The organism is Streptomyces sp. CA-210063, from assembly GCF_024612015.1.
In the GTDB taxonomy this organism is placed as follows: Bacteria; Actinomycetota; Actinomycetes; order Streptomycetales; family Streptomycetaceae; genus Streptomyces.
The window spans coordinates 10326796-10353291 of the sequence record NZ_CP102512.1; the positions used below are offsets into that span (position 1 = coordinate 10326796).

General features: G+C 71.9%; 28 protein-coding genes and 1 pseudogene. 12 read left to right on the forward strand and 17 right to left on the reverse strand.

Annotated elements, in window-relative coordinates:
- Window positions 1-7: 7 nt before the first annotated feature.
- The 3 genes from JIX56_RS44960 to JIX56_RS44970 form a co-directional block, all read right to left on the reverse strand.
- Entirely contained in the window at window positions 8-544 is a 537-nt protein-coding gene (locus JIX56_RS44960) for a GNAT family N-acetyltransferase (protein ID WP_257549855.1), read from the reverse strand.
- Between the two features lie 113 nt (window positions 545-657).
- The gene (locus tag JIX56_RS44965; RefSeq protein ID WP_257549857.1) at window positions 658-1197 is read right to left on the reverse strand and encodes a DUF6624 domain-containing protein; all 540 of its coding nucleotides are present in this window, start codon (window positions 1195-1197) and stop codon (window positions 658-660) included.
- 14 nt (window positions 1198-1211) lie between these two features.
- On the reverse strand, window positions 1212-1586 hold the full coding sequence (locus tag JIX56_RS44970; RefSeq protein WP_257549859.1) for an ATP-binding protein: 375 nt from the start codon (window positions 1584-1586) through the stop codon (window positions 1212-1214).
- Between the two features lie 387 nt (window positions 1587-1973).
- On the opposite strand from JIX56_RS44970, the gene JIX56_RS44975 reads away from it, so the two are divergent.
- Entirely contained in the window at window positions 1974-2870 is an 897-nt protein-coding gene (locus JIX56_RS44975) for an SDR family NAD(P)-dependent oxidoreductase (RefSeq protein ID WP_257549861.1), read from the forward strand.
- Window positions 2871-3115: 245 nt separating this feature from the next.
- Here JIX56_RS44975 and JIX56_RS44980 read toward each other — a convergent pair whose 3' ends face one another.
- Window positions 3116-3778 (reverse strand): response regulator, encoded by a 663-nt coding sequence (locus JIX56_RS44980; RefSeq protein WP_257549863.1) that lies wholly within the window; start codon window positions 3776-3778, stop codon window positions 3116-3118.
- Window positions 3753-4925 carry a sensor histidine kinase gene (locus tag JIX56_RS44985; RefSeq protein ID WP_257549865.1) on the reverse strand — a complete coding sequence of 391 codons (1173 nt, stop codon included), beginning with the start codon at window positions 4923-4925 and terminating at the stop codon, window positions 3753-3755. The genes JIX56_RS44980 and JIX56_RS44985 overlap by 26 nt, the downstream gene beginning before the upstream one ends.
- 175 nt (window positions 4926-5100) lie before the next feature.
- On the opposite strand from JIX56_RS44985, the gene JIX56_RS44990 reads away from it, so the two are divergent.
- Window positions 5101-7371 (forward strand): MMPL family transporter, encoded by a 2271-nt coding sequence (locus JIX56_RS44990; RefSeq protein WP_257549867.1) that lies wholly within the window; start codon window positions 5101-5103, stop codon window positions 7369-7371.
- Window positions 7372-7438: 67 nt separating this feature from the next.
- Here the strand turns inward: JIX56_RS44990 and JIX56_RS44995 are convergent.
- Window positions 7439-7750: pseudogene (locus JIX56_RS44995) on the reverse strand (transposase); the annotation flags it as partial.
- 195 nt (window positions 7751-7945) lie between these two features.
- On the reverse strand, window positions 7946-9358 hold the full coding sequence (locus JIX56_RS45000) for a hypothetical protein (RefSeq protein ID WP_257549869.1): 1413 nt from the start codon (window positions 9356-9358) through the stop codon (window positions 7946-7948).
- Between the two features lie 303 nt (window positions 9359-9661).
- Here JIX56_RS45000 and JIX56_RS45005 point away from each other — a divergent pair, with 303 nt between their 5' ends.
- The 5 genes from JIX56_RS45005 (at window position 9662) to JIX56_RS45025 (ending at window position 13168) form a co-directional block, all read left to right on the forward strand.
- Window positions 9662-10483: a helix-turn-helix domain-containing protein gene (locus JIX56_RS45005; protein ID WP_257549871.1), complete on the forward strand. Its 822-nt coding sequence runs from the start codon at window positions 9662-9664 to the stop codon at window positions 10481-10483.
- 3 nt (window positions 10484-10486) lie between these two features.
- Window positions 10487-10738 carry a DUF397 domain-containing protein gene (locus JIX56_RS45010; RefSeq protein WP_257549873.1) on the forward strand — a complete coding sequence of 84 codons (252 nt, stop codon included), beginning with the start codon at window positions 10487-10489 and terminating at the stop codon, window positions 10736-10738.
- A 361-nt stretch (window positions 10739-11099) separates the two neighbouring features.
- The gene (locus JIX56_RS45015; RefSeq protein WP_257549875.1) at window positions 11100-11615 is read left to right on the forward strand and encodes a hypothetical protein; all 516 of its coding nucleotides are present in this window, start codon (window positions 11100-11102) and stop codon (window positions 11613-11615) included.
- Between the two features lie 34 nt (window positions 11616-11649).
- Entirely contained in the window at window positions 11650-12459 is an 810-nt protein-coding gene (locus JIX56_RS45020) for an SAM-dependent methyltransferase (RefSeq protein WP_257549877.1), read from the forward strand.
- 295 nt (window positions 12460-12754) lie between these two features.
- On the forward strand, window positions 12755-13168 hold the full coding sequence (locus JIX56_RS45025) for a MarR family winged helix-turn-helix transcriptional regulator (RefSeq protein WP_257549879.1): 414 nt from the start codon (window positions 12755-12757) through the stop codon (window positions 13166-13168).
- A gap of 4 nt (window positions 13169-13172) precedes the next feature.
- On the opposite strand, the gene JIX56_RS45030 is transcribed toward JIX56_RS45025, so the two are convergent.
- The 5 genes from JIX56_RS45030 to JIX56_RS45050 are packed head-to-tail and all read right to left on the reverse strand — an operon-like array spanning window position 13173 to window position 17761.
- The gene (locus tag JIX56_RS45030) at window positions 13173-14918 is read right to left on the reverse strand and encodes a PP2C family protein-serine/threonine phosphatase (RefSeq protein WP_257549881.1); all 1746 of its coding nucleotides are present in this window, start codon (window positions 14916-14918) and stop codon (window positions 13173-13175) included.
- Window positions 14915-15985: an ATP-binding SpoIIE family protein phosphatase gene (locus JIX56_RS45035; protein ID WP_257549891.1), complete on the reverse strand. Its 1071-nt coding sequence runs from the start codon at window positions 15983-15985 to the stop codon at window positions 14915-14917. The genes JIX56_RS45030 and JIX56_RS45035 overlap by 4 nt, the downstream gene beginning before the upstream one ends.
- Window positions 15985-16425, reverse strand: coding sequence for an anti-sigma regulatory factor (locus tag JIX56_RS45040; protein WP_257551488.1), 441 nt, complete (start codon window positions 16423-16425; stop codon window positions 15985-15987). Before JIX56_RS45040 ends, JIX56_RS45035 begins: the two co-directional genes overlap by 1 nt.
- Window positions 16425-16865 carry an STAS domain-containing protein gene (locus tag JIX56_RS45045; protein WP_257549892.1) on the reverse strand — a complete coding sequence of 147 codons (441 nt, stop codon included), beginning with the start codon at window positions 16863-16865 and terminating at the stop codon, window positions 16425-16427. The genes JIX56_RS45040 and JIX56_RS45045 overlap by 1 nt, the downstream gene beginning before the upstream one ends.
- Complete coding sequence (locus tag JIX56_RS45050; RefSeq protein ID WP_257549894.1) at window positions 16862-17761, reverse strand: STAS domain-containing protein; 900 nt, start codon at window positions 17759-17761, stop codon at window positions 16862-16864. Before JIX56_RS45050 ends, JIX56_RS45045 begins: the two co-directional genes overlap by 4 nt.
- Window positions 17762-17917: 156 nt before the next feature.
- Between JIX56_RS45050 and JIX56_RS45055 the strand changes: the two genes are divergently transcribed.
- Window positions 17918-18391, forward strand: coding sequence for a MarR family winged helix-turn-helix transcriptional regulator (locus JIX56_RS45055; RefSeq protein ID WP_257549896.1), 474 nt, complete (start codon window positions 17918-17920; stop codon window positions 18389-18391).
- A 182-nt stretch (window positions 18392-18573) separates the two neighbouring features.
- On the opposite strand, the gene JIX56_RS45060 is transcribed toward JIX56_RS45055, so the two are convergent.
- Together JIX56_RS45060 and JIX56_RS45065 are read right to left on the reverse strand one after the other, a co-directional pair.
- Window positions 18574-18978, reverse strand: a complete 405-nt coding sequence (locus JIX56_RS45060) for an STAS domain-containing protein (protein ID WP_257549897.1) — start codon at window positions 18976-18978, stop codon at window positions 18574-18576.
- Window positions 18979-19094: 116 nt separating this feature from the next.
- The gene (locus tag JIX56_RS45065; RefSeq protein WP_257551489.1) at window positions 19095-19922 is read right to left on the reverse strand and encodes an RNA polymerase sigma factor SigF; all 828 of its coding nucleotides are present in this window, start codon (window positions 19920-19922) and stop codon (window positions 19095-19097) included.
- Between the two features lie 360 nt (window positions 19923-20282).
- Here JIX56_RS45065 and JIX56_RS45070 point away from each other — a divergent pair, with 360 nt between their 5' ends.
- From JIX56_RS45070 to JIX56_RS45080, 3 genes are all read left to right on the forward strand, one after another.
- Window positions 20283-21122, forward strand: a complete 840-nt coding sequence (locus JIX56_RS45070; protein ID WP_257549899.1) for a SigB/SigF/SigG family RNA polymerase sigma factor — start codon at window positions 20283-20285, stop codon at window positions 21120-21122.
- Between the two features lie 87 nt (window positions 21123-21209).
- Window positions 21210-21515, forward strand: coding sequence for a DUF5133 domain-containing protein (locus tag JIX56_RS45075; protein WP_257549901.1), 306 nt, complete (start codon window positions 21210-21212; stop codon window positions 21513-21515).
- A 45-nt stretch (window positions 21516-21560) separates the two neighbouring features.
- Window positions 21561-22019 carry an ATP-binding protein gene (locus JIX56_RS45080; RefSeq protein ID WP_257549903.1) on the forward strand — a complete coding sequence of 153 codons (459 nt, stop codon included), beginning with the start codon at window positions 21561-21563 and terminating at the stop codon, window positions 22017-22019.
- Between the two features lie 31 nt (window positions 22020-22050).
- Here JIX56_RS45080 and JIX56_RS45085 read toward each other — a convergent pair whose 3' ends face one another.
- From JIX56_RS45085 to JIX56_RS45095, 3 genes are all read right to left on the reverse strand, one after another.
- On the reverse strand, window positions 22051-22485 hold the full coding sequence (locus JIX56_RS45085; RefSeq protein WP_257549904.1) for an ATP-binding protein: 435 nt from the start codon (window positions 22483-22485) through the stop codon (window positions 22051-22053).
- Window positions 22486-22643: 158 nt separating this feature from the next.
- Window positions 22644-24374 carry a SpoIIE family protein phosphatase gene (locus JIX56_RS45090; protein WP_257549906.1) on the reverse strand — a complete coding sequence of 577 codons (1731 nt, stop codon included), beginning with the start codon at window positions 24372-24374 and terminating at the stop codon, window positions 22644-22646.
- 217 nt (window positions 24375-24591) lie between these two features.
- Window positions 24592-25680 carry a glutamate--cysteine ligase 2 gene (locus JIX56_RS45095; protein WP_257549908.1) on the reverse strand — a complete coding sequence of 363 codons (1089 nt, stop codon included), beginning with the start codon at window positions 25678-25680 and terminating at the stop codon, window positions 24592-24594.
- Window positions 25681-25873: 193 nt separating this feature from the next.
- Here JIX56_RS45095 and JIX56_RS45100 point away from each other — a divergent pair, with 193 nt between their 5' ends.
- Window positions 25874-26107 carry a hypothetical protein gene (locus tag JIX56_RS45100; protein ID WP_257549909.1) on the forward strand — a complete coding sequence of 78 codons (234 nt, stop codon included), beginning with the start codon at window positions 25874-25876 and terminating at the stop codon, window positions 26105-26107.
- Window positions 26108-26496 lie beyond the last annotated feature (389 nt).

A 26496-nucleotide genomic window follows, 5' to 3' on the forward strand; every position in this document is an offset into this window, starting at 1 on the left:
AGACGCGCTACGAGGAACGCGCCGCCAGCCGGAACACCACACTCCGCCTCAGTGGTCCCTCCGGCACGTCCGGGTCGTCGAAGTCGTCGGCCGGGTTCCGGGTCATGCCGAGGCGTCGCATCACCGCCTGGGAGCGGAGGTTGGTGGCGGTGGTCACCGCGAGGATCTCAGCGAGTCCCAGGCGTTCGAAGCCGAAGTCCACTGCGGCTCGTGCTGCTTCGGTGGCGTACCCGTGGCCCCACGCCGTACGCGCCAGCCGCCAGCCCGCCTCCACCCCGGAGAACGGCATGTCCTCCTCCACCGGATCCAGCCCGGTGAACCCGATGAACTCGCCCGTGGCCCGTACCTCCACCGCCCACCAGCCCCATCCCCGTTGTTCGAGGTCGGCCTGGAAAAGGGCGGCGGACGCCTCGCTCTGCTCCCGGGTGAGGACACCCGGAAAGTACTCGCGCACTTCCGGATCGGCGTTCATGGCCGCCCAGGGGGCGAGGTCGGACTTCCGCCATCCGCGCAGGAGAAGGCGATCGGTTCGCAGTTCGGACATCGCGCCAACGTAACGCGATCACGGGGTGGGAGCGATCGAATTTCCGAGACACACGGACATCGGCTGTGGCCCGCTCTCGCAGCTCGCAGCTCGCAGCTCACCTGCCTCGATGCCTAGAGTCCGCCGCTCTCCCCCAACCCGCACCGCACCGCCCGCAGATGTTCGGCGAGGGGGCCGAGGCCCACGTCGTGGCGGCGTTCGTCGACGGTCTCGGGGTGGCGGATGGGGTACGGGAAGAGGGTGCCGGGGTTGATGCGGGTGCCGTAGAACTGCGGCTGGTTCAGTGCGACGGCGCAGTGGTCGGCGATGTACGCGTGGTGCACGGCGGGGCAGCGGCCGTCCGCGACGGCCTCGGCGATCAGGTCGCGGCAGGTGAGTTGGAAGCCGAGGTCGGGGGAGTGCAGGAGGATCACGAGGGCCGCCGTGGAGGCGGGCTCGCCGACCGACTCGGCGGTGGGCCAGCCGTGGCGGGCGACGATCGCGCGGAGGGCGTCCGCGTTGCCGGCGTGGCACTCGGCGATGCGGACGCGGGCCTGCGCGGTGGGGGCGGACCGGGCCTCGTGGGCCAGCCGCCGCTCGTCCTCGGCCCTGCGGATCAGCTCGGCGGCGAGCACCTGCTCGCGGGGCCGCGCGGTGCCGGATGTGGGTTCCATCGCCGGGGCGCCCTTCACATCGGCTCCCGGACCGCGAGCGAGAACCACACCTTCTTGCCCACGGCACCCGGTTCCGGCGGATCGGTGCCCCAGTCGTCGGCGAGCGCGGCGACGACGGCCGGCCCACGCCCCGACTCTGAGCCCGGGCCCACGGTCCGTGGCCGGGGCGGCGTGGGATCGGCGAGCGTCACGCGCAGTTCGCGCTCGGAGCACTCGAGGACGACGGCGATGGTGTCGGCGGGATCGGCGCTCGCGTGCCGGACCGCGTCGGCGAAGAGTTCGTCGGTGGCGAGGACGGCGTCGTCGAGGATCGCGGCGAGCTCCCACCGGTTTGGCCGGTGCGGCGAGGGAGCGTGCCGGGCGCCGCGGATGCTGTGCGGGACTTTCACAACACCCCCTGGGCGCGCCGCCACCGTGCGCCGTACCCCCACGGCGCACGACGGGTGCGCGGGCACCGCCATCCGGAAGAGGTGGGGCCTCCTGAGCGAGATCAAGGCAGCCTCACCACGTCCGGGGATCGGTCCACCCCGCCGGACGGGGCGTCATGGACGCTCCACCCGGGGTCGTGTGCCGCTGCGGCAGGGATCCGTCGGCGGGGCGCGCCGACACTGACTGCCGTCATCGAGTTCCTCCTCGGTGTCCAGGGGGCGGCCGGGGGCGGTGGGCCGCCGGTGCTGTTGTCGAAGACAACAGCACCGGCCACACAAAACACCAGGTGGTGGAGGGGTTGTGCAGTTGCGGGCGGGTAGTGGCGCGCGCTGTGTATGTTCCCCGCCATGGTGTACGTCGAAGAGAGCCCGCCCCTGCGGGACGGATACGTCCCCGCCGGGTGGCCCGGCATGCGGGGCAAGAGGGTTGTGGTGACCGGGGGCAGCCGGGGGCTGGGCGAGGGCATCGTGCGGCTGCTGCTCGCCGAGGGTGCCCGGGTGGCGACCTGCGCGCGTGAGGGGGCGGGACTGGCGGCGCTGGGCGCGTCCATGACGGGGGAGGAGCGGGCCAGGCTGTTCACCGACGAACTCGACGTCACGGACCCCGGACGGCTGGAGGACTTCGTCACGGCGTCGGCGAAACGTTTCGGCGGTGTTGGGGACACACAGCGGCCGGGTGACACGGAGGGCGCGGAAGAAGCACGAGGACCCGACGGGCTCGACGGCGTCGTCGCCTGTGTCGGCGGCTCGCGCGGCGGCACCTTCGAACAGGCGGACAGCGCCGACTGGTCGGTGACCTGGGAGCTGAACGTCGGGCACACGGCACGCCTCGTCCGCGCCGCGCTGCCGCATCTGCGCGCGGCCGGCGGCGGTTCGATCGTGCTGATCAGCTCGATCTCCGGCTGGAAACCGGGACCACCCGCCCAGTACGGGGCGGCGAAGAGCGCCCTGATCCACCTGGCCGCCTCCCTGGCCCGCGAGCTGGGCCCGGACCGCATCCGCGTCAACGCGGTGTCGCCGGGCTCGATGCTGATCCCCGGCCGCCGCTGGGACCGTATGCGCCACGAGGACCCACGGGCGTACGACGCCTTCGCCGGGGCGGAGCTGCCGACCGGTGCGCCCGTCTCTCCGCACGAGGTGGCACGCACGGTGGTGTTCCTGCTCTCCGACTGGGCGACCGGCGTCTCCGGCGCCCATCTGCCCGTGGACCGGGCCCAGAACGCGCCCTCGCCGTACGGCTACTAGGCCGCGTATCGAGTCGTGATCATCGGGTGGTCCTGGTGAGATCTTTGATCCAGATCATCGAGGCGTGCAGGTGGAGACTGACGAGGTAGCTGTCGGGAGTCTTGTCGTATCGGGTGTCTCACCGTCCCAGTTCCGGCCTCCTGGTACGTCACGCTCTGGGGCGGGTGAGGCACGTGGAGCCGACGTGAGCCGACCGGGCACTGATGTCCCGGCGGGGACTCATGGGACATGGCCCGGCTCCCGGCTCAGGTTCCGGGGAGGATACGGCGCGTTTCGTAGGCCCACATCGCGATCTCGACCCGGTTGCGGGCGCCGAGTTTGGCCATCAGGCTGGCCAGATGCGTCTTCACCGTGCTGAGGCTGATGTGCAGTGCATCGGCGATCTCGGTGTTGGTCAGCCCGCGAGCGACGGCGAGGAGCACCTGCTCCTCGCGGGCGGTGACGGGGGAGACCGGCTGGGCCACGGGCCGGCCGGCGGGCAGGTCCGCGAATGCCTGGAGCAGACGGACGGTGACGCTGGGCGCGATGAGCGCCTCACCGTCGGACGCCGACCGTACGGCCTGCGCCAGAAGGTCCGGTCCCGTGTCTTTGAGGAGGAATCCGCGGGCGCCGGCACGCAGTGAGCCGTAGACGTACTCGTCGAGGTCGAACGTGGTGATGACGACCACGGCCAGCGGGTCGGCGACGCCCGGGCCGGCGACCAGCAGGGTGGCCTCGAGCCCGTCGAGTACGGGCATGCGGATGTCGAACAGGCAGACGTCGGGGCGTAGTTCGCGGGCCAGACGTACCGCTTCCCGCCCGTCGGCGGCCTCGCCGACCACCTCGATGCCGGGCTGGGCGTTCAGCATGATCCGCAACCCGGTGCGGATGATCGTCTGGTCGTCAGCGACGAGGACGCGAATGGACACCGCTCTCGCTCCTCGCTCTCGGCAGTTCGGCTTCGACATGCCAGCCCCGGTCGGTACCCGGGCCGACTCGTAGTGTGCCGCCGAGCAGGGTCGCGCGCTCGCGCAGTCCGGTAAGTCCGTATCCGTCGCGACCCCGGCCGGTGCGCCGGCCGTTGTCGCGCACGCTCACCCGTACCGTGTGCCCTTCCGCGGCGACCCGAACGACGAGCTCGGTCGCGTCGACCGCATGGCGCAGCGCGTTGGTCACCGACTCCTGCACGATCCGGTAGACGGCCGCGTCCACGGCCGGGGGCAGCGCGTCCAGTTCGCCGTCGAGCCCCAGGTCGACCCTGAGGCGGCCACCCGGGGTGCGCACCAGGCGCTCCAGATCCGCGACTCCGGCAGGGGGCGCCAGCTCGGCGCCGACCCCGCGGTCGCGCAGCGCGGCGACCATGGCACGCATTTCCTCCAGCGTGCGCGCCCCTTCCTCCTCGACCCCCTCCAGCGCCTTGACGGCGGCAGACGGGTCGGCGCCCGCGAGCACCCCGCCCGCCTGGGCGATGATCACCATGGCCGACACGTGGTGGGCCACCGTGTCGTGCAGTTCCCGGGCGAGCTGCTCGCGCTCGCGGGAGCGCACCTGCTCCAACTGCCGCTCGCGAGCGGTCACCCAGAACCGCACGGCAGCCCCGAACACGCCGGGCAGCAGCAGGAAGACGAAGCCCACGACGTTCTCAACGACCGGCGTCTCGTCCGTGACGGAACACAGCGCGCCGGCCGCGAGGATCACCGCGCCGCCCAACACGACCTCGCGTCCCGATCCCCACCGGGGCAGCGCGTACACCAGCACGAGCACGACCGCGCCGGTGTTCAGGCCGACGGGCTCGCGCGCTGCGGCGACGAGCGAGGCCACCTGAAGCAGGATCACCGAGCCGAACGCCAGCGTCACCATCGCCAGCGGGCGGGTCCGGCGCCACAGGGGCAGCAGGCACAGCCATACGGCGAACACCACCGCCACCGGCCGCCACACGACGTTCTCGCGCAGGGTGGCCTCCAGCGCCACACCGGCAAGGCCCGCGGCGAGCAGCGCCCAGTCCCGCCGCACCCGGGCGGGCGCGTCGGGCGGCCGGGGTTCGGTCCACAGGGTTCGCAGGTCGTCTCGGAGCACGGTTCTCAGCCTAGGGACCGCGGCGTGCCGCGCATCGGCCGAAAGGACGGGTCGTCACTCCGCCCTGGGGCCGACGGATCCGCGGCCCGCGGGCCGATGCCGCGGAGCGCCGTGGCGACGAGCCTCGGCATCGGCGGCTGTACAAGGACGGCCGACGAGGTGGTTGGAGGACCCGATGCTCTCGAAAGCCCTGTTGCGCCTGGGCGCAAGCGCTGCCCGCCATCCCTGGCGGGTGATCGCGGCATGGCTGGTCGCCGCCACGCTCGCCGTCCTCGCCGCCGTCGCCTTCGGCGGGCGGACCGCGGACACGATGACCGCTCCGGGACTGGACTCCCAACGGGCCGCGGAACTGATCGAGCGGGCAGGCACCGGCCAGGAGGGGATGACCGCCCAAGTGGTCGTCACCCCCCTCGACGACGGTGCGTCGTTCTTCGACGACGACGGCGCGCGCACCGCTCTCACGCGGCTGCGGGCCGAGGTGAAGCGGCTGCCGCACGTGCTCGGGACGAGCGACCCGGCGGGGGCGCTCGACGCGGGCGGGGACACCGCCGTGCGCGGCGGCCTCGTTTCGGCCGACGGGCGGATCGCAGTCGTCCGGGTGCAGTACCCCGACCAGAGCCGGCTGTCGGCCGAAGACCTCGACGCCCTCGTCGATCTCGGCGACCGGCTGCGCGCCGAACTGCCCCTGCGCATCGAGATGGGCGGGAACCTCTTCTACGCCTTCTCCGACCCCGACGGCGGCGCGAGCGAGCTGATCGGCCTCCTCGCCGCGGCCGCGATCCTGTTCCTGGCGTTCGGTTCGCTCGTCGCCGCCGCGCTGCCGATCGGCATGGCGGTCTTCGGGCTGACCGTCGGGGTCGCCACGATGACGGTACTGGCGGGGGTGACAGAGGTCCCCACCTTCGCACCGGTCCTGGGCAGCATGGTCGGGCTCGGAGTGGGCATCGACTACGCGCTGTTCGTGCTCGCCAGGCACCGGGAGTACCTCGCGTGCGGGCTCGATCCGCAGGCGGCGGCCGGACGAGCGGTGGCAACGGCGGGGCGGCCGGTGGTCTTCGCGGGCGGCACCGTCGTCGTGTCGATCCTCGGCCTGGCGGTCGCGAACGTGCCGTTCATGACGGTGGGCGGGGTTGCCGTCTCGATCGTCGTCCTGACGATGGTGCTCGCGTCGGTGACGCTGCTGCCGGCCTTCCTCGGCGCGGCGGGCCCGCGCCTGGCCCGGGCCGGCCGGATCGGCCGGGCTGTGCAGACCAGGAAGCCGGCCCGACTCGCACGGCGGCGGGACCCGGCGGCAGGCGCCGCCCACGCCGCCGGGTGGCGTCGCTGGATCGGGCACGTCAGCCGGCACCCGGTGCCGTACGCGGTCGGCGCGGCGGGGCTGCTGCTGACCGCGACGCTGCCCGTGCTCGGCCTGCGCGTCGGCCTGCCCGACGACGGCTCACTGCCCCACAGCCGTACCGAGCGCCGGGCCTACGACCTCGTCGCCGAGGGGTTCGGCCCGGGCACCAACGGTCCCCTCGTCATCGCCGCGGACCCCACCGGTGATCCGGGAGTGCTGGACCGACTCGTCGGGGCGGTCGCGGCGGATCCGGGCATCGCATCCGTCGCGCCGACGCACATCGATCGGGCCACCGGCATCGCGACCCTCGTGGTGTTCCCGACCACCAGCCCTCAGGACAAGGCCACGGCCGACACCATCGCCCGGCTGCGCACCGACGTGCTGCCCACGGCGATCGGGCACGGCCCGGCCAGGGCCCACGTCGGCGGCGCCGCCGCGAGCCTGTCCGATGTGGGCCAACGCACCAGCCAACGCCTACCGGTGTTCGTCGCCGCCGTGCTGGCGATGTCGTTCCTGCTGCTGATGCTGGTCTTCCGCTCGATACTCGTACCGCTCAAGGCGGTACTGCTGAATCTGCTGAGCATCGGCGCGGCCTACGGCGTCATGGTCGCGGTCTTCCAGTGGGGCTGGGGAGGCGCACTCATCGGGCTGGAAGCGACGGTTCCGATCGTGTCGTTCATCCCGATGTTCCTCTTCGCCATCCTGTTCGGCCTGTCGATGGACTACGAGGTGTTCCTCCTCTCCCGCGTACGTGAGGAGTACCTGCGCACCGGCGACAACGGCACGGCGATCGTTGAGGGCGTCTCGCGCACCGCCCGGATCATCACCTCGGCCGCCCTCATCATGGTGGCGGTCTTCCTGTCCTTCGCCGTCGCCGAGGACCCCTCCACCAAAATGTTCGGGCTCGGCCTGGCCACCGCGATCTTCATCGACGCCACGGTCGTACGCATGGTGCTGGTACCGGCGACCATGACACTCCTCGGCCGGACCAACTGGTGGCTGCCGAAGTGGCTGGACCGGATGCTTCCCCGCGGCCCGGTCGGCACCGACGACACCGACGCGGAATCCACGGGTGGGGCCCCGCGTCCACGGCTGGTTGACCGTTGACTCAACTCCTGCCCGCCCTTGGCGTCCGGCACCTCAGCGCGTCACCCAGGGGCATATCGAGTCGTGATCATCGGGTGGTCCTGGTGAGGTCCTTGATCCAGATCATCGAGGCGCGCAGGTGGAGACCGGCGAGATAGCTGTCGGGAGTCTTGTCGTATCGGGTGGCGATGCCTCGCCATGCTTTGAGCTTGTTGATCAGGCGTTCGACGGTGTCCCGCTCCTTGTAGAGATCGGCGTCGTGGCTGACGGGGCGGCCACCTCTGGAGCCCTTCTTCTTCCGGTTGGCGGCCTGGTCCTTCTTCTCCGGGATGACCGCCTTGATACGGCGTTTGCGCAGGTGGGCGCGGTTTCCGCGGGACGAGTACGCCTTGTCCCCGGCGGCCCGCAAATTGATCACGACTCGATACGCGCCCTAGGCGCTTCTGATGGATCTCCGTGGAGGGTCATGCGGCGGAGCCACCTGGCCCTCCACGCCGCACGCCGAGCGCGGGTGCCGGGCGTCGCGACGCCGCGGAGATCGGATCAGAAGGGCCCTGGGGGCGCCCGCCGTCGCGTCCACGGCGGCGGGCCGACGTCAGGCGGCCGCCCCCAGCACCACCCGCGACCGGCGTTCGAAGTCCTGCACGAGGGGCTCGTGGCGGCGGGACGCCAGTCTCCCCCGGAAGTCGCGGAGGGCCTGGATCGACCGTTCGCTGTGGACGCCGCTGAGCGCCTCCAGCGCGTCGGTGGCCGTGGCGATCGCCTCGTCCAGGCGGTTCTGTTGCAGATGGGCTGTGGCGAGGACGGACCGGCTGATGGCCTGGCGTCGGCGGCGTTCGGCGTTGGCGCGCACCGACTCGCCCGCGGTGTGCTCGGCCTGCGCGGCGAGGCCCAGATCGCGGAAGCAGACGGCGGACTCCGCCTGGAGGTAGTGGTGGTCGAGGAACCGCACCCAGGGCGACTCCTGGGCGGCGCCCCGGCTCACGTCGAGCTGCTTCTCGGCCGCCCGCAGCGCCTCGGCGGTCTCACGGGGCCGGCCCAGTGCCGCGTGGCCGCGCGCGGACATGGCGTGCAGCCGCATCAGGCCGAGGGGGCTGCCCGCGTCCTTGGCGGTGGCGACCCCGGCGCGGGCCAGGGCCACGCCCTCGTCGGGGCGGCCGAGGCTGGTCGCGAGATGGGAGAGCCCGGCGAGGATCTGCCCGCCCAGCACATGGTCGCGGCCCTCCGCGCAGAGCCTGAGCCCCTGCGTCATGTACCGCTGGGCGAGGCCGTACTCCCCGGCGTCGTACGAACTCCAGCCCGCCATGGCGGCGAGCCGGGCGGCGGCGGCGAACAGCTCGCGCCGGTGGTGCGGTGGCGTGCCGCGCTGCTGGAGCAGGGGGATGACCTCGGTGGTGAGGTACTGCACGATGCTCGTGCGGATACCGCCGCCCCCGTAGTGGTTGTCCATCTCGTCGAACATGCGGAGCATCGCGTGGACCTGCTCCACCGGCCCGCCGGCCGACACCGGCGCGAGCCCGGGGGTGTCACGGCTCTCCACCAGCCAGAGCAGCCAGGCCCGCTGAGGGTTGGCCAGCGCGCCCGGCACGAACGGCACCGAACCGAGCAGACTGCGCCGGGAGATGTCGGTGGAGCCCAGCTCGGCCAACGTGTGGAGGGTCTCCGCCACGTTCTCGACGTACATCAACGCCCGTCCCGTCACCGGTCGTCCGCGATCGAGCGGGAAACCGAGGTCGGCCGGAGTGAGCGCGCGGCCCAGCCGTTCGCCGAGGACGGCGGCGATCAACTCCGGTGTGTTTCCCCGTGGTTGCTGGCCCTGGAGCCAGCGGGTGACGGAGGCCTTGTCGTAGTTGGTCTCCGCGCCCTGGCAGCGGCCCAGGTCATTGACCCGGAGGGCGAGCGAGGCGTACGAGCAGCCGGCCTCCTTCAGGGCTGCCGCCAGCGGCTTGTTGGGCCCGCCGGTCCCCTTGACCGGGTTCCTTGGTAATCCGTTCGTCACGGCGGCCATCCAGGTGTCGCATCGTGTCGGCGTGAAGCTTGACCCGTGCCCGCCGTGGCGCCAACTCCTGGGCGGGCCGGAGGAGTTCGAGGGACGCTGCCCGCTGTGTGCGGCAGGTCACTCGGTCACTATGGTGGCCGAACAACTCAGCCCGCAACCGGCGTTCTGATAATTTCAGAATGAACGGCAAGGACCTGTCCGTGTCAACGGATCGCGTGGCACACTGCACGCTGTGAATCCCGCCCCGGGAGGTTGCACGTGAGTGAGACCCGCGTCGGAGGGACCGCTCCCGCGGCGCCCACAGTCCTGCGCATGGTTCTCGGTAAACGGCTCCGGCAGCTGCGGGAGCAGGCCGGAGTCTCCTTCGACGACGCCGCCCGCGCCATCGAGGTCACCGCCCTGACGGTCCGCCGCATGGAAAAGGCCGAGGTCGGTCTCCGTATCCCCTACGTGAAGGAGCTGCTGCGCACCTACGGGGTCTCCGGCACCGAGATCGAGGACTTCCTCAACCTGGCCCGCGAGGCCAACCAGCCCGGCTGGTGGCACAAGTTCCGCGATGTGCTGCCGGAGTGGTTCAGCGCGTACGTGAGCCTGGAGAGCGAAGCCGCCGTCATCCGTCTCTACGAACCCCAGTACGTACCCGGCCTGTTGCAGACCCACGACTACGCCGCCGCGCTCATCCGCGTCGGCTTCCCCAACGCGAGCCCCGAGGAAGTCGAGCGGCACGTCGCGCTGCGCCTCAGACGCCAGGACCTGCTGGTCAAACCCGAGGCCCCGGCCGTCTGGGCCATCCTCGACGAGACCGTGCTGCGCCGGCCGGTGGGCGGCCCCGAGGTGATGCGGGCCCAGATCGACCGGCTCGCCGAGGCGACGGAGCGGCCCAAGGTCAGGCTCCAGATCATGCGGTTCGCGGCCGGACCCCACCCCGGGGCGTACGGCCCCTTCCACTACTTCCGTTTCGGCTTCTCCGAACTCCCCGACATCGTCTACACCGAGGGCCTCGCGGGCGCCCAGTACGTCGACCAGCCCGCGGACGTCGTGACCTACCTGGAGGTCATGGACCGGATGTCCGTGCAGGCGGAACCGGTGGCCCGGACCAGGGACATCCTGGCGGCACTACGCAAGGAGTTGTGACACATGGCAAGGACACCCAACGGCCCCGTCCACAGCGGCATGCCCGCACCCGAACTCGGCGCCGAGGGCTGGCGCAAGCCCTGGAGCGGCACCAACGGCGGTTCCTGCGTCGAGGCCAAGCGCCTGCCCGACGGCAGCGTCGCCTTCCGCCAGTCCACCGACCCGGACGGCCCCGCCCTGGTCTACTCGCGGGAGGAGATGGTGGCGTTCCTGGAGGGCGCCAAGGCCGGCGAGGCCGACTTCCTCATCGCCTGACGGCCGCCCGCCGGCTTCCGGATCGTCCGGCGACCGTTCGGCCGCTCGGGATCGTCCGAAGACGGTTCGGCTGCTCGGGATCGTCCGAAGTCCGTCCGTCCGTCCGTCTGTCCGGCCGGTCGGCCGCTCCGCTTCGCCCGACGGCCGTGAGGCCACCGCGCGGATCACTACGCCCGCACAACCGGACAACCCGCAGACGCACTCCCGTCGTCTCCCGGCCGCGCACAGACTGGGGAGCCGACACCCGCCGCGCACCACCCGAAGGGAGCGGCATGCGTACGCCGCCTCGTGTCCCGGGTCGAGTCATGCCGCCCGCCGGACACGCCGGCCGCCCCGGCCGGGCCGCTCCCGAGGGGCGGGAATGATCCTGCCGCCCACGCTCACCCAGTACCGGACCCTGATCGTCGAGGGACACGAAGGGCTCGGCAGGGCCCACCTGATGGCCGAGCTGGCCCATCTCGGCTTCGAGGTCCGGCACATGCCGCCCTTCCTCCACCACCTGGACCCGGCCCTGCCGTACCGCGAACTCCTCGCCGGACCCGGCCGGCTGGCCGTCGACGGCCGGCTCGTCGCGGAACTCGTCTACGGGCCGCTGCGCCGGGGCCGCTCACGGGTGACCTGGATCCAGGCCCTGGACCTCGCCGAAACCGTGGCCGAACGCGACGGAGCCATGCTCCACCTGACCACGACGTCGGGTCATGCGCGCGGCGCCGAGGTCGTGGAGGCCGCCACCGCCTACGCACGAGCGTTCCGCACGCTCGCCCAGCACGTGCCCGTGGTGACCCTCGATGTCGGGGAGCCGGGCCGCCCCATCCGTGCCCCCGCTTCGCGGCCGTCCCAACTGTGGCCAAACCCAGGGCAGTTGACGGTAGGTTAGCGACGACCACGCGATGTGAGGCAGGAGAGTTCCCATGGCAGACGGCCACCCCACTCCCGATCAGGAAGCCCTGTCGAAGATCGACACCACGGTGCCGCACTCGGCCCGCATCTGGAACTACTGGATGGGCGGCAAGGACAACTACGAGGTCGACCGCGTAGCGGGGGACGCCTATCGCGAGATCGCCCCCAACATCGAGACGATGGCCCGCGCCTCCCGCGTCTATCTCATCCGCACGGTCACCTTCGTGGCCCGCGAGCGCGGCATCCGCCAGTTCCTGGACATCGGCACCGGCCTTCCGACGTACGACAACACCCACCAGGTCGCCCAGAAGGCCGCCCCCGAGTCCCGCATCGTCTACGTCGACAACGACCCCCTGGTACTGCGGCACGCGCAGGCCCTGCTCACCAGCACCCCCGAAGGGGTCACCGACTACGTCGACGCGGACCTGCACGACCCGGACACCATCCTCGAAGCCGCCGGGAAGATCCTCGACTTCAGCAAGCCGGTGGCCCTGATGCTGATGGGCATCCTCGGCCACATCCAGGACTACGAGGAGGCCAAGGAGATCGTCCGCCGACTCCAGGCCGCCCTGCCGTCGGGCAGCTACTTCGTCCACTACGACAGCACGGACACCGACGCCGAACTCAAGCGGGCCCAGGACGGCTACGACGACACCGGCGCCGTCCCGTACGTCCTGCGCAGCCCCCGCCAGCTGCACGCGTACTACGAGGGCCTGGAACTCCTGGAGCCCGGCATCGTGTCCTGCCCGCTGTGGCGCCCGGAGCCGGGGACGAACCCCGAGCCGACGGACGTGTACGGGGGAGTGGCCTACAAGGCCTAGTGCCGCGTCAGCCAAGGTTCGCCCCGTCGCGACGCCCGGCACGCTCCCCCATTCTCGGCTTCGCTCGAACGGGAGGGGCCCCCACCGCCGCACCGGCCGAAAGCCCAAGTACGTCCGGTCCATCGACGAGGACTTCCGGCCGGCACGCCGAGAGCACGCACCGGACGCCGCTCCTTGACGGGCAAACCTTGGCTGACGCGGCACTAGCAACACCGGCCCGGCACGGGTGACTTGGCAACGCGGGAGCGCGCGGTGACGGCCGTGTACTCCCGGGCACTTCGGGTAGGCCCCCCGCATGACCGGCCCCGCGGATCTCGCCCGGCAGGTTCTCGACGTCGTGGAGAACCTGGTGCCGCTCTGGTTCTCGGCCCTCGAGGACGTCACCCCGCGACTGTCCCCGAGACAGGTCCTGGCACTGAGAGCGGTGCGCCACCGGCCGGAGCTGAACCTCACCACCCTGGCCGAGCAGCTCGAGGTCGGCCTGCCCACGGCCAGCCGGCTCTGCGACCGGCTCGAAGCGGCCGGTCTGCTCCAGCGGTGCGTCAGGCTCGACGACCGGCGTGAGGTGGGTCTGGTGGTGACCGCGCGCGGGCGCGGGTTCCTCGCGGACGTCACCGAGCGCCTGTCGGTGCGTCTGGCCGATGCGTTGGGGGCGCTGCCGCCGGCGGAGCGCGCGCGAGTCGAGCAGGCGCTACGGGCCCTCGGGTGACCTGTCAGGGGAGCCGGACCGTGCGGTCGCCCGCGTCGCTGTGCACATGGCACAGCAGCAGGCAGACGTCGTCCTCGTGCTCGTCGTCCAGCAGGGGGTGCAGGAGCAGGTCGGCCGATGCTTCGAGGTCGTCGTCGAACGTGGTGGGCCGGAGCGTCCCGAGGGCCGTGGCCAGCCGCTCGATGCCGGGGTCGATGCCCTGGGCGCGGCGTTCCACCAGTCCGTCCGTGTAGAGCGCCAGGGTCGAGCCGGGCGGCAGCGGGACGGTGTGGTCTGCGATCTCCTGGTGCAGCGGGATGCCGAGCATCGCGCCGGGCTTGGCGTCCAGGACGCGTACCTGCCCGTCGGGCGAGCGCAGCACCGGCGGCGGATGTCCCGCGGCGGCCCAGGTGAGGGTGGGTTCGTGCGGATGGAACCGGGCGATGACGGCGGTGGCGTACAGGTCGGGCTGCAGATGGTGCAGGAACAGATGCAGATGGGTGAGGAGCTGGCCGGGGCTCTTGCCGTCGACCGCGTAGGCGCGCAGCGCGGTCCGCAGCTGGCTCATCATCACCGCGGCGTGCAGACCGTGGCCGGTGACGTCGCCGATGACGGTGATCAGGCTGCCGTCGGGCTGGCGGAAGGCGTCGTACCAGTCGCCGCCGATGTTCAGGCCCCGGGTGGCCGGCAGATAGCGCGCGGCGAGCCGCAGGCCAGGGGTGGTGGGCAGCTCGGTGAGCAGGGCGCGTTGCAGGGTCTCGGCGATGTCGCGGTTGTGCTCGAAGCGCCGGGCGTTCTCCAGGGCCACGCCGGCCCGCCGGGCGAGCTCGATCAGCATGAAGGCGTCGTCGGCGTCCCAGTGCTCGTCGTCGGGCGGTGACAGCGTCAGTACGCCCAAGGGGGCGCGGCGGGTCATCAGCGGCACGCAGAGCAGCGGCCGGGTGGGGTCGAGCGCGGAGGGCGGCTGGTCGTCGACGCCGGGCAGGCCGCCTGGGTGGTCGGCGGCGTACTGGGGGCGCCCCCGGCGGGCCGCGACGACGGCGGCGGCCGGGCGCGGGCCGCCCCGGCGCACATCGTCCTCCCCGTCGAACAGCCATACGTCGGCGGTGCGGGCGTACCGGGGCACCAGGAGAGTGGGCAGCAGCCGCACGACCGCGTCGGGGTTGAGGGACGCGGTCAGGGCGGCGCTGGCGTCGGCGAGGAAGGTGAGTCTGCCCCGGGCGTTCTCCGCCTCCTCGCGGGCCTTCTGCTCGGCGGCGAAGAGTTCGCGCTGCGCCCGCCCGGCCGCGTCCAGCTCGGCGTGCAGGGCGAGAACGCCCTGGTTGGTCTGGTGGAGTTCCTCGCGGTGGAACGCGACCAGCGCCTCCTGCTCTTCGAGCTTCTCCAGCAGCAGCGCGGCATCCTCGTCGGCCCCGAACAGGGCCTCCGCGAGCGTCGCCGGATCGCCCGCCACATGCTCGCTGTCCGGCAGCCGAGCCTCCCCCGAGCAGGCGACCGTCAGCCGCCAGGGCTGGCGGAACTCGCCCGGCCGCTGCGTCGCCGACGTCAACTCGACCAGGAACCGGGTGCCGCCGGGCCGCGCGGTGGTGGCCCGCGCGGTCAGCAGCCAGGTGCCTCCCTTGGTGAGGCACTGCCGCAGCTGCGCGGTGAGCACGGAGACCAGCCGGACCCGGTCGGTGGGGGGCACCCCGTGCGCGGTGGCCAGCCGCGCGGTGGCGATACGGGCCCGAGCGGCGTCGGTGACGGAACTGATGTGCCAGGTACGGGTCATGGGAGGTGGTCCGGCGGGGAGGGGCTCAGCACCGCGACGGTGGTGTCGTCGCGGACCGGCCGGGCGGGGCTGCTCGCGTCGCGCACGATCACGGCGGCGATCACAGCGGGGTCGAGGGTGGGGCTGTGGGCGGCGGGGCCCGGACTCCAGCGGCTCGGCAGGCCGTCGCTGTGCAGCACGAGAAGACAGTCGTCCCCCCAGGCCACCTCGTGCTGCGGCAGGTGCGCCGCCCGGTGGGCGCCGACTATGCCGGGCCGTGACAGCAGCGGCTGCCAGTCGGCGCCGGTGCGCAGCCGCGCCCCGATGTTGCCGATGCCGGAGAACAGCAACCGCCCGGCGGACACGTCGAGTTGGGCCACGGCGACGGCCGCGCCCCGGGTGTCGCGCAGCGCGCCCTCCAGCCGCCGCAGCAACTGCGCGGGGGGCAGCTCGGGTGCCCGGCACAGCTGCTCCACGGCCGCCGAGGAAGCGCGTGCCGCCGCCAGACCGTGGCCCAGCCCGTCGGCCAGCATCAGCGTGGTGAGGTCGCCCGTGCGGACCCACGCCCAGGCGTCGCCGGAGAACTCCGCGCCGGCGAAGGGGATGTTGACGCCCCCGGCCCGCACGGCCGGGGCGGGAAAGCGGTCGGGTGCGCGTCGGCGCCCCGGCCGGGCGCCGATCCGGGCGAGGGCGACGGTGCCCAGGCCGACCGTGCTGTGCAGGTCGAAGTCGTCGGAGACGCGGCGGCAGGTGCCGAGGCCCGCGCCGAGCGAGGACGTGGTCGAGAAGCCGTCGCGCAGGGCGCTCGCGACATCGGGCATGCCCGGCCCGTGGTCGATCGCCACGATCTGCACCAGGGAGGCCGCACCGTCCGCCCGGTCCGGCGCGGGGCGGGCCATGACGTCCAGCAGTATCAGCCCGCCGCCGGCGTGCTTGAGCAGATTCGTGGCCAGCTCGGTGGCCACCAGCGCGGCACCGGCGGCGCGGCCCTCGTCGAGCCCCGCCCGCGCGGCCGCGGCCTCGGCGGCCACCCGGGCGTCCCGCACCCGGGTCGAGTCGTGCACCGGTACCTCCCAGACGCGCGGCATCACCGCTCCTCGCGCGGGCGCGGAGCACCCGACATCCAGGAGGTCACCGTCACCGTGGTGCCCGAGCCGGGGCGGCTGTCGATCGCGAACTCGTGGACCAGCCGCCGGGCGCCGCCGAGCCCCATCCCCAGCCCCTCGCCGGAGGTGTAGCCGTCGACGAGCGCCTGGTCGAGATCCGTGATGCCCGGCCCCTCGTCGCTGAACGTCAGCCGCAGACCCCGTGCGCCGCCCTTGTCCACCGGCTCGCACTCCATCTGGCCCCCGCCGCCGTGGACCAGGGTGTTGCGGGCCAACTCGCTGGCGGCGGTGACCAGTTTGGTCTGCTCGACCAGACCGAAGCCGAGCTGGGCGGCCGCCTGCCGCACATGCTGGCGTACCCACACGAGATCCAGGTCCGAGTGGATCGGCAGGCAGGCGGAGATGCCGCCGGCGGTCTGCATCACGGACTCTCCTGGCGGGCGTGCCCCCGGCGGGGAAAGGTCGGGTCCGATTCGCCGAGGAGACGCATCGCCTCCTCGGTGCTGAGCGCGGTGCGCAGACCCGGCAGGGTCAGCCCCAGCTCCACCAGGGTGATCGCCACGGCCGGCCGCATCCCCGCCACCACCGTCCTCGCGGCGAGCAGACTCGTCTGCGCGGCGATGTCGCCGAGCACCCTGCCCAGGAACGAGTCGACGATCTCCACACCGGAGAGATCGATGACCACGCCCGTCGCCCCGCTGCGCGCGACCGTGTCGCTGATGTCCTGCTGGAGCTGCTCCGCCGTGCCGTCGTGCAGATCTCCCTGGAGCGACACCAGGAGGACGTCACCGAGCTTGAGGACGGGTACGGTTCCGCCGTACGGCGACGGCCCGCCGTACGACGGGGGGAAGTCGCCGCTCACCTGGGCCCCGAACCGGTGGGCTCGTGGGACACGATGTCCGTGCCCTGTTCCCGCAACGCGTAGGCGAGTGCGTCCGCGAGGCTCGCGCGGGTGAGCACCGAGCTCAGGTCGATGCCCAGATGGACGATGGTCTGCGCGATGGCCGGCCGGATGCCGGAGACGATGCACTCGGCTCCCATCAGCCTCGCCGCCTCCACAGTCTTCATGAGGTGCTGGGCCACCAGGGAGTCGACGGTCGGCACCCCGGTGATGTCCAGGATGGCGAACCTGGCGTGCTGCTCGACGATCGAGTTCAGCAGGGTCTCCATCACGACCTGGCTACGGGCGCTGTCCAGCGTGCCGATCAGGGGGACGGCGACGATGCCCTCCCACAGCTTGATCACCGGCGTGGCGACCTCCATGAGCTGCAGGCGCTGCCGGTTGATGACCTCCTCCACATCGCTCAGGGCCGTCTCCAGCACGACCAGACGCAGGGTGCCCATGAGGACCGTCAGGGTCGTGGTGCACTCACGGAGGTGTTCGGCGGGCACATCGGAGAGCTCGGCGACGAGGAGTTCGGTGATGGGCGGCCGTAGCGCGTCCACCTCGGCGGAGATCTGGGTGATGGTGGAACCGGCCCGGGCCCGGGAGGCAGCCGTCCGCGCCAACTGCTCGCGTACGACGTGGAAGCCACCGGCCTCCGCGTCCTCGACGCTGGCCGCGGAGGCCACGGCGGCGAGCGCGTCCACGACGGCCCGGCCCGCCTCCACCGCCTCGTCCCGGGAATGGGTGAAGACGGTACGGAACAGCGGCGCGTCGGCCCAGCGCTGCGCGATCTGCTCCTGTCGACCGCGCAGGAAGTCCGTCACTTCCTGCGCAGGTGTCATCTGCTGGTCTGCCGTGTCCTGTCCCGGCACGGGTCTCTCCTCACTTGCTGTCGCGCCTCCCCGCTTCGGGAAACGTCTGGTGTGCGTGGTCATCGGTGGGGCCGGACACGACCCGCTCGCCCGGCTCCACGGTCAACTCCTGGATCCACAGCTGACAGTGTTCGGGATGCCTGCAAGAGTGGGCCCGTGACTTCTTCTCCCCACCCGCGGCCCGACGAGGTGGCGCGTGTGACCTCCGAGGCGGCCGAGCTGCTGGAGGTCCTGTGGGGGCGCGCCTCGACGGCGCCGGTGTCCGCCTCCCAGATCCGCGTGCTGTTCGTGCTGGAACACAACGACGGCATCAATCTGCGTACGCTCGCCGACGCCCTCGGCTCCACGCCGCCCTCCACCAGCCGGCTGTGCGACCGACTGGAGGCGGTGGGCTTCGTCGAGCGCCGGGCCGGTACGGCCAGCAGGCGCGAGCTGTCTCTGCGGCTGAGCCGACGTGGACGGTCCTTCCTGGTGGACCTGCGTGCCCGCCGCGAACGCGCCCTGCGGTCCGTGGTGGAGCAGATGCCGGCCGCGCGGAGGACCGCGCTGCTGGAGGGGCTGGAGGCGTTCCGAGCCGCCGCCGCGACACAGATCCACGCGGGCGACGCCACCGACGCCCGAAGCGCCTGACCGCCGCCGACCCGATTGCGGTCCGACAGCCTCATCCCCACCCTTCCCCTCGGCTCGGCCCCGGCTCACTCTGTTGCCTTCCGGTCATAGTTGTCAAACGACAACTGTTGACCATGCGCACACCCCGCGTCGCGCCGACGGAACAGGCCAAATGGCGCTGTCCGTCGGCGCGTCGAGAGCGGCTACTCCTCCGCCGGAGGCTCGTCCGGCAAGGGGGCGACCTGCCCGGAGTCCACGGCGGTCAGTGCCTCGTCGACGCTGTCCACCGTCGCCACCGTGATGCTCACGCCGGTGAGATCGAGGATCCGCCGTACGGCCGGCGCCGGGGCGATGATGTACACGCCGCCCGGGATCCGCCGCACCTCCTGGTAGGTCCGCAGGATGATGTTCATGCCGGACGAGTCCATGAAGGGGACGGCCGACACGTCCAGCAGGAAATGCCGTCGGCCGTGGCGCAGTTGGTTCGCCAGATGATGTTGCAGCTCGGTCGCCGTGTCGATGTCCAGTTCTCCCTCGATCGTGAGCAGCACGGCGTCGTCCCGGGGCAGTTCGACCTTGATCGACAGGGGATTCTGGGCAACGGACACAAGGACCTCCCGGCGCTACGGATCGGGGACGAGTGCCCCGATGCACGGATGTGACGCATCGACCGGCGATGCGCCCGTGCGCATACCCGCGAATCGTCGGGACACACAGGCCCCGATCAGGCGATCCCGGGTTCCAGGAGCCCAACGCGCAGCCGCTTGATGATGCGGCTGATCAGCCGCGACACATGCATCTGGGAGACCCCGAGCTGCTCGGCGATCTGAGACTGGGTCAGCTCCTCCACGAACCGCAGATGGAGGATCCGGCGCTCACGGTCGTCGAGTTCGGCGATCAGCGGTGCCAACGACTGGAAGTCGTCGACGAGTTCCAGCGACGGGTCCTCCTCGCCGATGAGGTCGCCCAGCACGGTGTCGCCGTCCTCGCCGCCCTCGGAGGTGAGCGCCGCGTCGAGCGAGGAGGTGTTGTAGCCGTTGGACGCCTTGCGCGCCTCGACGACCTCCTCCTCGGTCAGGGACATCAGCTCGGACAGCTCACGCGTCGTCGGCATGCGGCCCAGCCGGGACTGCAGTTCGTCCGTCGCGCGCGCCAGTTCCACCCGCGCCTCCTGCAGCCGCCGCGGCACATGCACCGCCCAGCTGGTGTCCCGGAAGAAGCGCTTGATCTCGCCGACGATGTAGGGAACGGCGAACGTGGTGAACTCCACCTCACGGGACAGCTCGAACCGGTCGATGGCCTTGATCAGCCCGATGGTCCCGACCTGGACGATGTCCTCCAGCGAGTCCTCACGGCCCCGGAAGCGCGAGGCCGCGTACCGCACGAGCGACAGGTTCATCTCGATGAGCGTGTTGCGCACGTACTGGTAGGTGTGTGTGCCCTCCTCCAGCATGGCCAGCCGGTCGAAGAACTGCCGCGACATCTCGCGCGCGTCCCTCGGCCTGACCTGTGACGGGTCCTCGATCCGGGGCAGGCCCACCCCGTCCGTCATGACCCTCGCCCCCGCCGCGGCCGTTGTCCGTGCCGTCACGGCTGCCATGCTGTCCACCCCTCTCGCCCGAAGCCTTGCTGCCATCCCTCGCATGCCCCGGTACCCGCGACTCAGTCCAACTCGGTTGTGAAAGGGACCGTGTTGCTCCGCACTCTGGCCTGAAGTCGCCACCGGAGCCGGCCGTCGTCACCACGATCGCGCGCACCGCTGTTTGCCCACCGGATCGCGGGGCAAGCGGAGTTCCACGCCTCCTGACCGGAGGCACGTCGGCGAAAGCGGTGTTCCGCGCACGGGTCCTGGTCACCCGCCCACCGTTTCCCGCCACCCTTCCCTGAAAGCGTCGTTCAGGAGCGATTTCGCATGCTGGTCAATGTGTCCACACACGGTTCCGGTACATCCGTACGTCCCGGCACGCCCGACAGGAGGACGCACGACGACGCCCCCGACACCGCCACCGCCTTCGCCCGGCTCGCGGCGATGGAGGAAGGGCCCGAGCGCGACGTCGTACGAGACGAACTGGTGCGGGCCTGGCTGCCCATGGCGCACCGCATCGCCGGCCGCTTCCGCAATCGCGGCGAGTCACTGGAGGACCTGCGCCAGGTCGCCGCGATGGGCCTGGTCAAGGCGGTGGACCGCTACGAGCCCGAACGGGGGGCGTTCGAGAGCTACGCCGTGCCCACCATCACCGGAGAGATCAAGCGGCACTTTCGCGACCGGATGTGGACGCTCCGCGTCCCCCGGCGTGTCCAGGACCTCCGCAACAAGGTGCGCGTGGCACGGCGTGAGCTGAGCCAGACCGCCGACGGCGGCGCCGAGCCCTCGGTCGCCGACGTCGCCGCCCACACGGGGCTCACGGAGGAGGAGGTCAACGCCGGGATGGAGGCGCTGGAAAGCTTCAGTGCCCTGTCGCTGGACGCGGAGATGTCCTCGGGCGACGACGGCTACAGTCTCGCCGACACCCTCGGCGCGCCCGACGCTGCGTACGACGTCGTCGTGGACCGGGAGGCCGCCAAGGAAGGGCTGCGCCGGCTGCCCGAACGTGAGCGCGCCATCCTCTACATGCGCTTCTTCGAGGACATGACGCAGAACCGCATCGCCGACCGCCTCGGCATCTCCCAGATGCACGTCTCCCGCCTCATCAACCGCAGCTGCGCCCGCGTCCGGGACGAGGCCCTCGGCCGGACCACCCCTTCTTCCTGACCCGTCCGCCGTGCGCCGTCGTGCCGACGACCCTTCTGCCGGTCCTCTGCCGGACTCCGCCGTCCCCGATCACCGAGGAGTTAAAAGATGCTGATGCCCCATCCCGCGACCCTGCGCACTCTCGTCGAGGAGTACGAGTCACTCGTGGCCCACGACGGCGAGGGGAGCGACCCGCAGACCGCGCGCCGCGCGCAGGACCTGGCGTACACGTTGTGCGTGTCCACGGGCACCCGCGACGTCCGCCGGGCGCTGGAGGTGGCGCGCGGCCGGCTCGCCGCCGCGCAGGCGACCGCGACCGCGGAACTGTGCGGGAACCGGGTGACACTCCCGAAAGATTCCGACAGCCATGGTCCGGGCACGAGCGGGTATGCGGCGCTTCATGAACAGTGCTGAGCCGAGCTGTCCCGAACCGTCGCTCCCGTGGACATGAGGCCCTCGATGGAACGCCACCCGACCGGAAACCAGGCCACAGCTCCCGTGGAGGGTGCGTCCGCCCGGGCGGCGCGGCCGCCGCTCGCGATCACCAGTGCCGCGGCGGCCCGCCGCCATGTGCGGGCGTTCGTGGGGGAGCGATGGCGCTCCCCGGCCGGGCCGCCGACCGAGGAGGCGATGATCGATCTCATCCTCGTCGTCTCCGAACTGGTCACGAACGCGGTCCGGCACGGTGGTGGCGTCGCCGGTTTCGACGTCACCCTCACCTCTGAAGGCGTGCGGCTGAGCGTGCGGGACCACAGCGCCGCCCTGCCCGTCGGCATCCACGGACCCCGGGTGCTGCCCCGCGCCGACGAGGGCAGCGGATACGGATGGCCGCTGATCAACCGGCTGTGCAGCGAGGTCGCCGTCGAGCGCCGCGTGGCCGGCGGCAAGACGATCAGCGTGCTCGTCCCCCTGACCTGACGTCTCACCCCAGACGTCTCACCCTGACGTCTCACCAGGGCAGGAAGACGTGGACGTCCTTGCCCTGGTCGTGCACCACCACGCTCACCTCGTCGCACAGCGTGTGGATCAGATACCAGCCGATGCCGCCACCCCCCTTGTCGGGGCTGAAGGGGCGCGGCGCGGGCGACGTGGTGCTCGTGTCCCCCAGCGTCACATGCACCCCGTCGTGGGTGCGACGCATCGTGAGTTCGAAGCGCCCGGGGGCGTACTGCACGGCGTTGGCCGCCAGCTCGGTGACCACCAGCAGGATGTCGTCCCAGTGCTCGACGGCCACCGGCGGGGACGTGCGCGCGAGCGTGCCCAGGAACCCCTCGGCGGCCGTGCGTGCGCCCGTCACGTCGCCGAGCTCTCCGTCGAAGGCGGCGTGGCTGTCGTGGATCTCCTCAGCAGTCAGTTTGTCGTCCCTACGCGGTTCTGTCGCCATCTCGTCTTCCCCGGCTCGGCTCTTCGAGGCGGACGCGATGTCGCGTTCCCCTCCGCCGCTCGTGTTTCCCGCGCAGAGAGCGGCTACGCGTTCGAAAGCGTAGGGAAGTGTGTGGCCTTGGAGAAGAGAGTGGCCCTCCGGCCCCTGCCGCCGGTGCTCTACCGCCCACCCGGCTCACCGCCCTCGGCCGGCGTCCGGAAGACCAGGAGGGCGACATCGTCGTCGTTGTCGACGGGACGCGCCCGCTCCAGGAGCAGGTCGCAGAACACGTGCAGGGGCCGGTGGGCGAGCGCCGCCGCGTGCTGGCGCAGCCGGGCCATGCCCCGGTCGAGGGTGTGCCCCGGGGACTCGATCAGACCGTCCGTGTACAGCACGAGCGTGGACAGCGGCGGCAGCGGGGTGAGCGTGTCGGTACGTGGCCGGATCAGACCCGTGCCGAGCAGGTGGTCGTGCTCCTCGTCCAGGAAACGGGACCGGCCGTCGTGCGTGATCAGCAGCGGCGGCGGATGCCCGGCGTTGGTCCACCGCAGCGCCCACGCGTCGTCGCCGTTCCGCTCGACCCGGCCGAAGATCACGGTGGCCATGGACGCCTCGGTCACATGCACCACGGCCTGGTCCAGCCGTTCCACGATCGAGCTCGGCGGCTCCTCCAGCGCCCAGGCGTAGGCGCGGAGCATGTTGCGGACCTGCGCCATTCCGGCGGCCGCGTCGATGTTGTGCCCCACCACGTCGCCGATGGCCACGGCCGTGGCCCCGTCGGCCAGCGAGAACACGTCGTACCAGTCGCCGCCGACCTGCGCGGACTCCGAAGCCGACGCGTAGCGGGCGGCCATGCGCAGCCCCGGCACCTCCGGCATCTGAGGAAGCAGATGGCGCTGCATGGTCTCCGCGATGTGGCGCTGACGCTGGTACAGACGCGCGTTCTCCAGCGCCAGCCCGGCCCGGCGGGCGATGTCCTCCAGCAGGGACAACTCGGCGTCGGTGAAGGTCCCCGGCCGGTCACTGAGGCCCAGTGTGAGGGCGCCGAGCACCGCGCGCGGCCCGCGGATGGGCGCGATGGCGGCGGAGCGCATACCCGTCACCTGGAACAGCTTCTGCTGCGCGACCGTGATCCCCGAATCCGGCGGGCCCTGATAGGTCTCGGGCCCGGCCAGCGCCGACGCCGCCCCGCGCAGTGCCCGGGACAGCGGCATCAACGACTCCTCGTGCACCGGCGGCAGCGGGCCCTCCAACTCCTCGCACCGCACCACGGAGCCGTCGTGGTGGGTCGCCACCGTGGTCCGCCAGACGTCGTCGCTCTCGCTGATCAGGTCCACGATCGCCCAGTCCGCCAGCCTCGGCACCACGAGCCGGACCAGGCGCGCCACCGCCTCGTCGGAGTCCAGCGTGGACGTGAGCCGGGTCGTCGTCTCGGCGAGCAGCGCCAGCCGGTCCAGCTGCGACAGCGTCGGCGGCTCGGCGGCCGGGAGCACACCGTTCTCGGGGCCGGACTCGTAGAAGAGGACCGCCGCGCCCATCGCCGGGCCGTCGAGCCGGCAGGGTGTGACCAGCCAGGACACCGGCAGCAGCGTGGCGTCACCGCGCCGGAACCACTCACGGTCCCCGCCGCCCGTACGGCCGCTGAGGAAGGCGTGCATCATCGGGCACGCGGCCCGGGGCATCGTCTGTCCGAGGTGGTCGCGGTGCAGCAGCTCGTGGGCGTCCCGGCCGACGATTTCGGCGGCCGTGTGGCGGAGCAGGGCCTCCGCCCGGGCGTTCACCGCGAGGACGGAGCCGTTGCCGTCCACCACGTACATGCCGGCGTGCACGAGGTCGGGCAGCCCGTCCGGCAACCGCAGAGCCGGGCCGAACGGCTGCGGCTCGGTGTGATCCGGACTCCACGCGCTCATGTTCGGGCTCCTCCGACTCCGGTCGCGGACGGGACCTGACCGTACGTGCCGTGGAGAGGTCCGCCGCACGTCCTGCACGCATTACCCCGTCCCCGACGACCTACGCGCGAAAGTCCTCGACCGCAGCTCGGAGCCTGTGCGGCGCTACGGTCCGTCGGGGGCCGTACGCGAACGACGGCGCCCTCACCCGCACACTCCGGGCGCGCGGCGGACGACGTCACGCCTGAGTGTGCCGTATGCAGGCCACGACGACCTCGCGCAGGCTCCCCGTCCGCTCCATCACCTCGCGCTGCACCCGGGCCCCGTTGCCGCGCCCCGTCAGTTCGGCGAGGGCGGCGCGGACCCGCTCGGCGTCACCGTTGGCGACCAGCGCCTCCTCGACGTGGTCGAGCAGCGCGCGGATCACCTCGGCGGCCGGCCGGGGCCGCATCGTCGAGGGGTCCAGGAGGTTCTCCGACATGCCGGAGCGCGCGGCACGCCAGGTGGCCAGCCGCAGCAGGCCCGCACTGTGTCCGAGCGGCTCCCGGCCGGCCCGCCACTCGCGCGCCGCGGTGTCGACGAGCCCCCGGCCGAGGGCGGCGACGAGGACCGCGGTGTCGGGGTGCAGACAGACGTCCGCCACCCGGATCTCCACGGTCGGGTACCGCTGGGACAGCCGCGCGTCGAAGTAGACCATGCCCTCGTCGCGGACGACCTCCGTGGCGATGAGGTTCGCGACGCACTGGTGGTACCGCTCCGCCGAGCCGAAGATGTCCGACGGACCGGCCATCGGCCACATGTCCCACACCTGGCTGCGGTAGCTCGCGTACTGGCTGTCGTGGCCCTGCCAGAAGGGCGAGTTCGCGCTCAGGGCCGTCAGGACGGACAGCCACGGCCGCATACGGTCCAGGACGGCGACGCCCTCCTCGTCGGATTCCACGGACACGTGCACATGACAGCCGCAGACGAGCTGTACCTGAGTGGGCAGGCCGAACTCCCGCGCCATCCACAGATACCTGCTGTTCATGGTGATCGTCGGGCTCACGGCCAGCGGCGAGGTGGCCAGCGCCACGACCGCGCTGCCGAGCCCCTCCGCATGGCGTGCCGCGTCCTTGCGGCAGCGGATGATCTCGGCCCCCAGGTCCGCCATGTCCGACTGCGGGTGCGTGGCGAACTCCACCTGCTCGTTGTGGAGCTCCTTCTCGAACACGTCCTGCCCCGTGCGCTCCTGCGCGGCCCGCGCGAGCACCGCCGCGGCCCGCGCCTGCGGCTCGCCGGTGTCGGGATCGACCAGGAGGAGTTCCTCTTCCACTCCGACGGTACGCACGTCATCTGGCCCTTCTGCGCTAGGTGGTGTCAGCCGTGTGCCCTCGGACGACGCCGGGACACCTCACCGGGCTGTGCGCGGGCCGTTGTCCGTGTATGCCGTGTACGCGGCCACGGCCCGGGTACCCGTCCGGCGCTTCGGGAGCCGTGCCGGGCAGGTGCGGCCCCTGGTCCGCGAAACGGAGGAGGAGAACGTGACCAGCACCACCGAGACCGGCCACGTGACCGGAACGGCCGACAAGGACTACAACCTGATCTGGTACGTCGAGGCCTGCCTGAACAACGCGCTGCGCCTCGAGTCGTACATCCAGGACGCGGAACGGGAGAAGGACACCGAGGTGGTCGAGCTGTTCCGCAAGGCACAGGCCGACAGCCGCAAGGGCGCCGACCTGGGCAAGCAGCTGCTGCGCCGACGTCTGAGCGACTGACGGCACGCCCCTGGTCACCTTCCGCACGCCCGGGTGGGCTCGACGCCTCACCCGGGCCGTCCGTGCTCGCCGCGGCCGTACCGGCTGGTTCTCCGGGTGAGGGCACGAGGAGTACAGGAGTCCGACTCGCGACCATCGGACACTCCCTTCTCCCGGGGCCAGGAGAAGCAAGGCCTGCAGTGCGTGCGTGCCCCGTTCCCGACGACCCACCCGCCCTGGGCGCATGCCGCTCCGCTCGCCCAGCGCCATTGTGGGCACGGCCGACGCGGTCACGCGAACGGGCGGGAAGGAAATCGCCAGGGAGCCGATCGTCGAGCTGCCTCGTCGGGCGAACTGCTCGGGTGACACTCTGGCCCGCGGAGCCTCCAGTGGTCGCTGCGCTGCGGGAA

Bases quoted from the DNA above. Each gene is read 5' to 3' on its own strand.
- JIX56_RS44960 (WP_257549855.1), bottom strand. From the start codon at position 544: ATGTCCGAACTGCGAACCGATCGCCTTCTCCTGCGCGGATGGCGGAAG.
- JIX56_RS44965 (WP_257549857.1), bottom strand. From the start codon at position 1,197: ATGGAACCCACATCCGGCACCGCGCGGCCCCGCGAGCAGGTGCTCGCC.
- JIX56_RS44975 (WP_257549861.1), top strand. From the start codon at position 1,974: ATGGTGTACGTCGAAGAGAGCCCGCCCCTGCGGGACGGATACGTCCCC.
- JIX56_RS44990 (WP_257549867.1), top strand. From the start codon at position 5,101: ATGCTCTCGAAAGCCCTGTTGCGCCTGGGCGCAAGCGCTGCCCGCCAT.
- JIX56_RS45000 (WP_257549869.1), bottom strand. From the start codon at position 9,358: ATGGCCGCCGTGACGAACGGATTACCAAGGAACCCGGTCAAGGGGACC.
- JIX56_RS45005 (WP_257549871.1), top strand. From the start codon at position 9,662: ATGGTTCTCGGTAAACGGCTCCGGCAGCTGCGGGAGCAGGCCGGAGTC.
- JIX56_RS45010 (WP_257549873.1), top strand. From the start codon at position 10,487: ATGGCAAGGACACCCAACGGCCCCGTCCACAGCGGCATGCCCGCACCC.
- JIX56_RS45015 (WP_257549875.1), top strand. From the start codon at position 11,100: ATGATCCTGCCGCCCACGCTCACCCAGTACCGGACCCTGATCGTCGAG.
- JIX56_RS45020 (WP_257549877.1), top strand. From the start codon at position 11,650: ATGGCAGACGGCCACCCCACTCCCGATCAGGAAGCCCTGTCGAAGATC.
- JIX56_RS45025 (WP_257549879.1), top strand. From the start codon at position 12,755: ATGACCGGCCCCGCGGATCTCGCCCGGCAGGTTCTCGACGTCGTGGAG.
- JIX56_RS45030 (WP_257549881.1), bottom strand. From the start codon at position 14,918: ATGACCCGTACCTGGCACATCAGTTCCGTCACCGACGCCGCTCGGGCC.
- JIX56_RS45035 (WP_257549891.1), bottom strand. From the start codon at position 15,985: ATGCCGCGCGTCTGGGAGGTACCGGTGCACGACTCGACCCGGGTGCGG.
- JIX56_RS45040 (WP_257551488.1), bottom strand. From the start codon at position 16,425: ATGCAGACCGCCGGCGGCATCTCCGCCTGCCTGCCGATCCACTCGGAC.
- JIX56_RS45065 (WP_257551489.1), bottom strand. From the start codon at position 19,922: ATGACGGACGGGGTGGGCCTGCCCCGGATCGAGGACCCGTCACAGGTC.
- JIX56_RS45070 (WP_257549899.1), top strand. From the start codon at position 20,283: ATGCTGGTCAATGTGTCCACACACGGTTCCGGTACATCCGTACGTCCC.
- JIX56_RS45075 (WP_257549901.1), top strand. From the start codon at position 21,210: ATGCTGATGCCCCATCCCGCGACCCTGCGCACTCTCGTCGAGGAGTAC.
- JIX56_RS45080 (WP_257549903.1), top strand. From the start codon at position 21,561: ATGGAACGCCACCCGACCGGAAACCAGGCCACAGCTCCCGTGGAGGGT.
- JIX56_RS45085 (WP_257549904.1), bottom strand. From the start codon at position 22,485: ATGGCGACAGAACCGCGTAGGGACGACAAACTGACTGCTGAGGAGATC.
- JIX56_RS45090 (WP_257549906.1), bottom strand. From the start codon at position 24,374: ATGAGCGCGTGGAGTCCGGATCACACCGAGCCGCAGCCGTTCGGCCCG.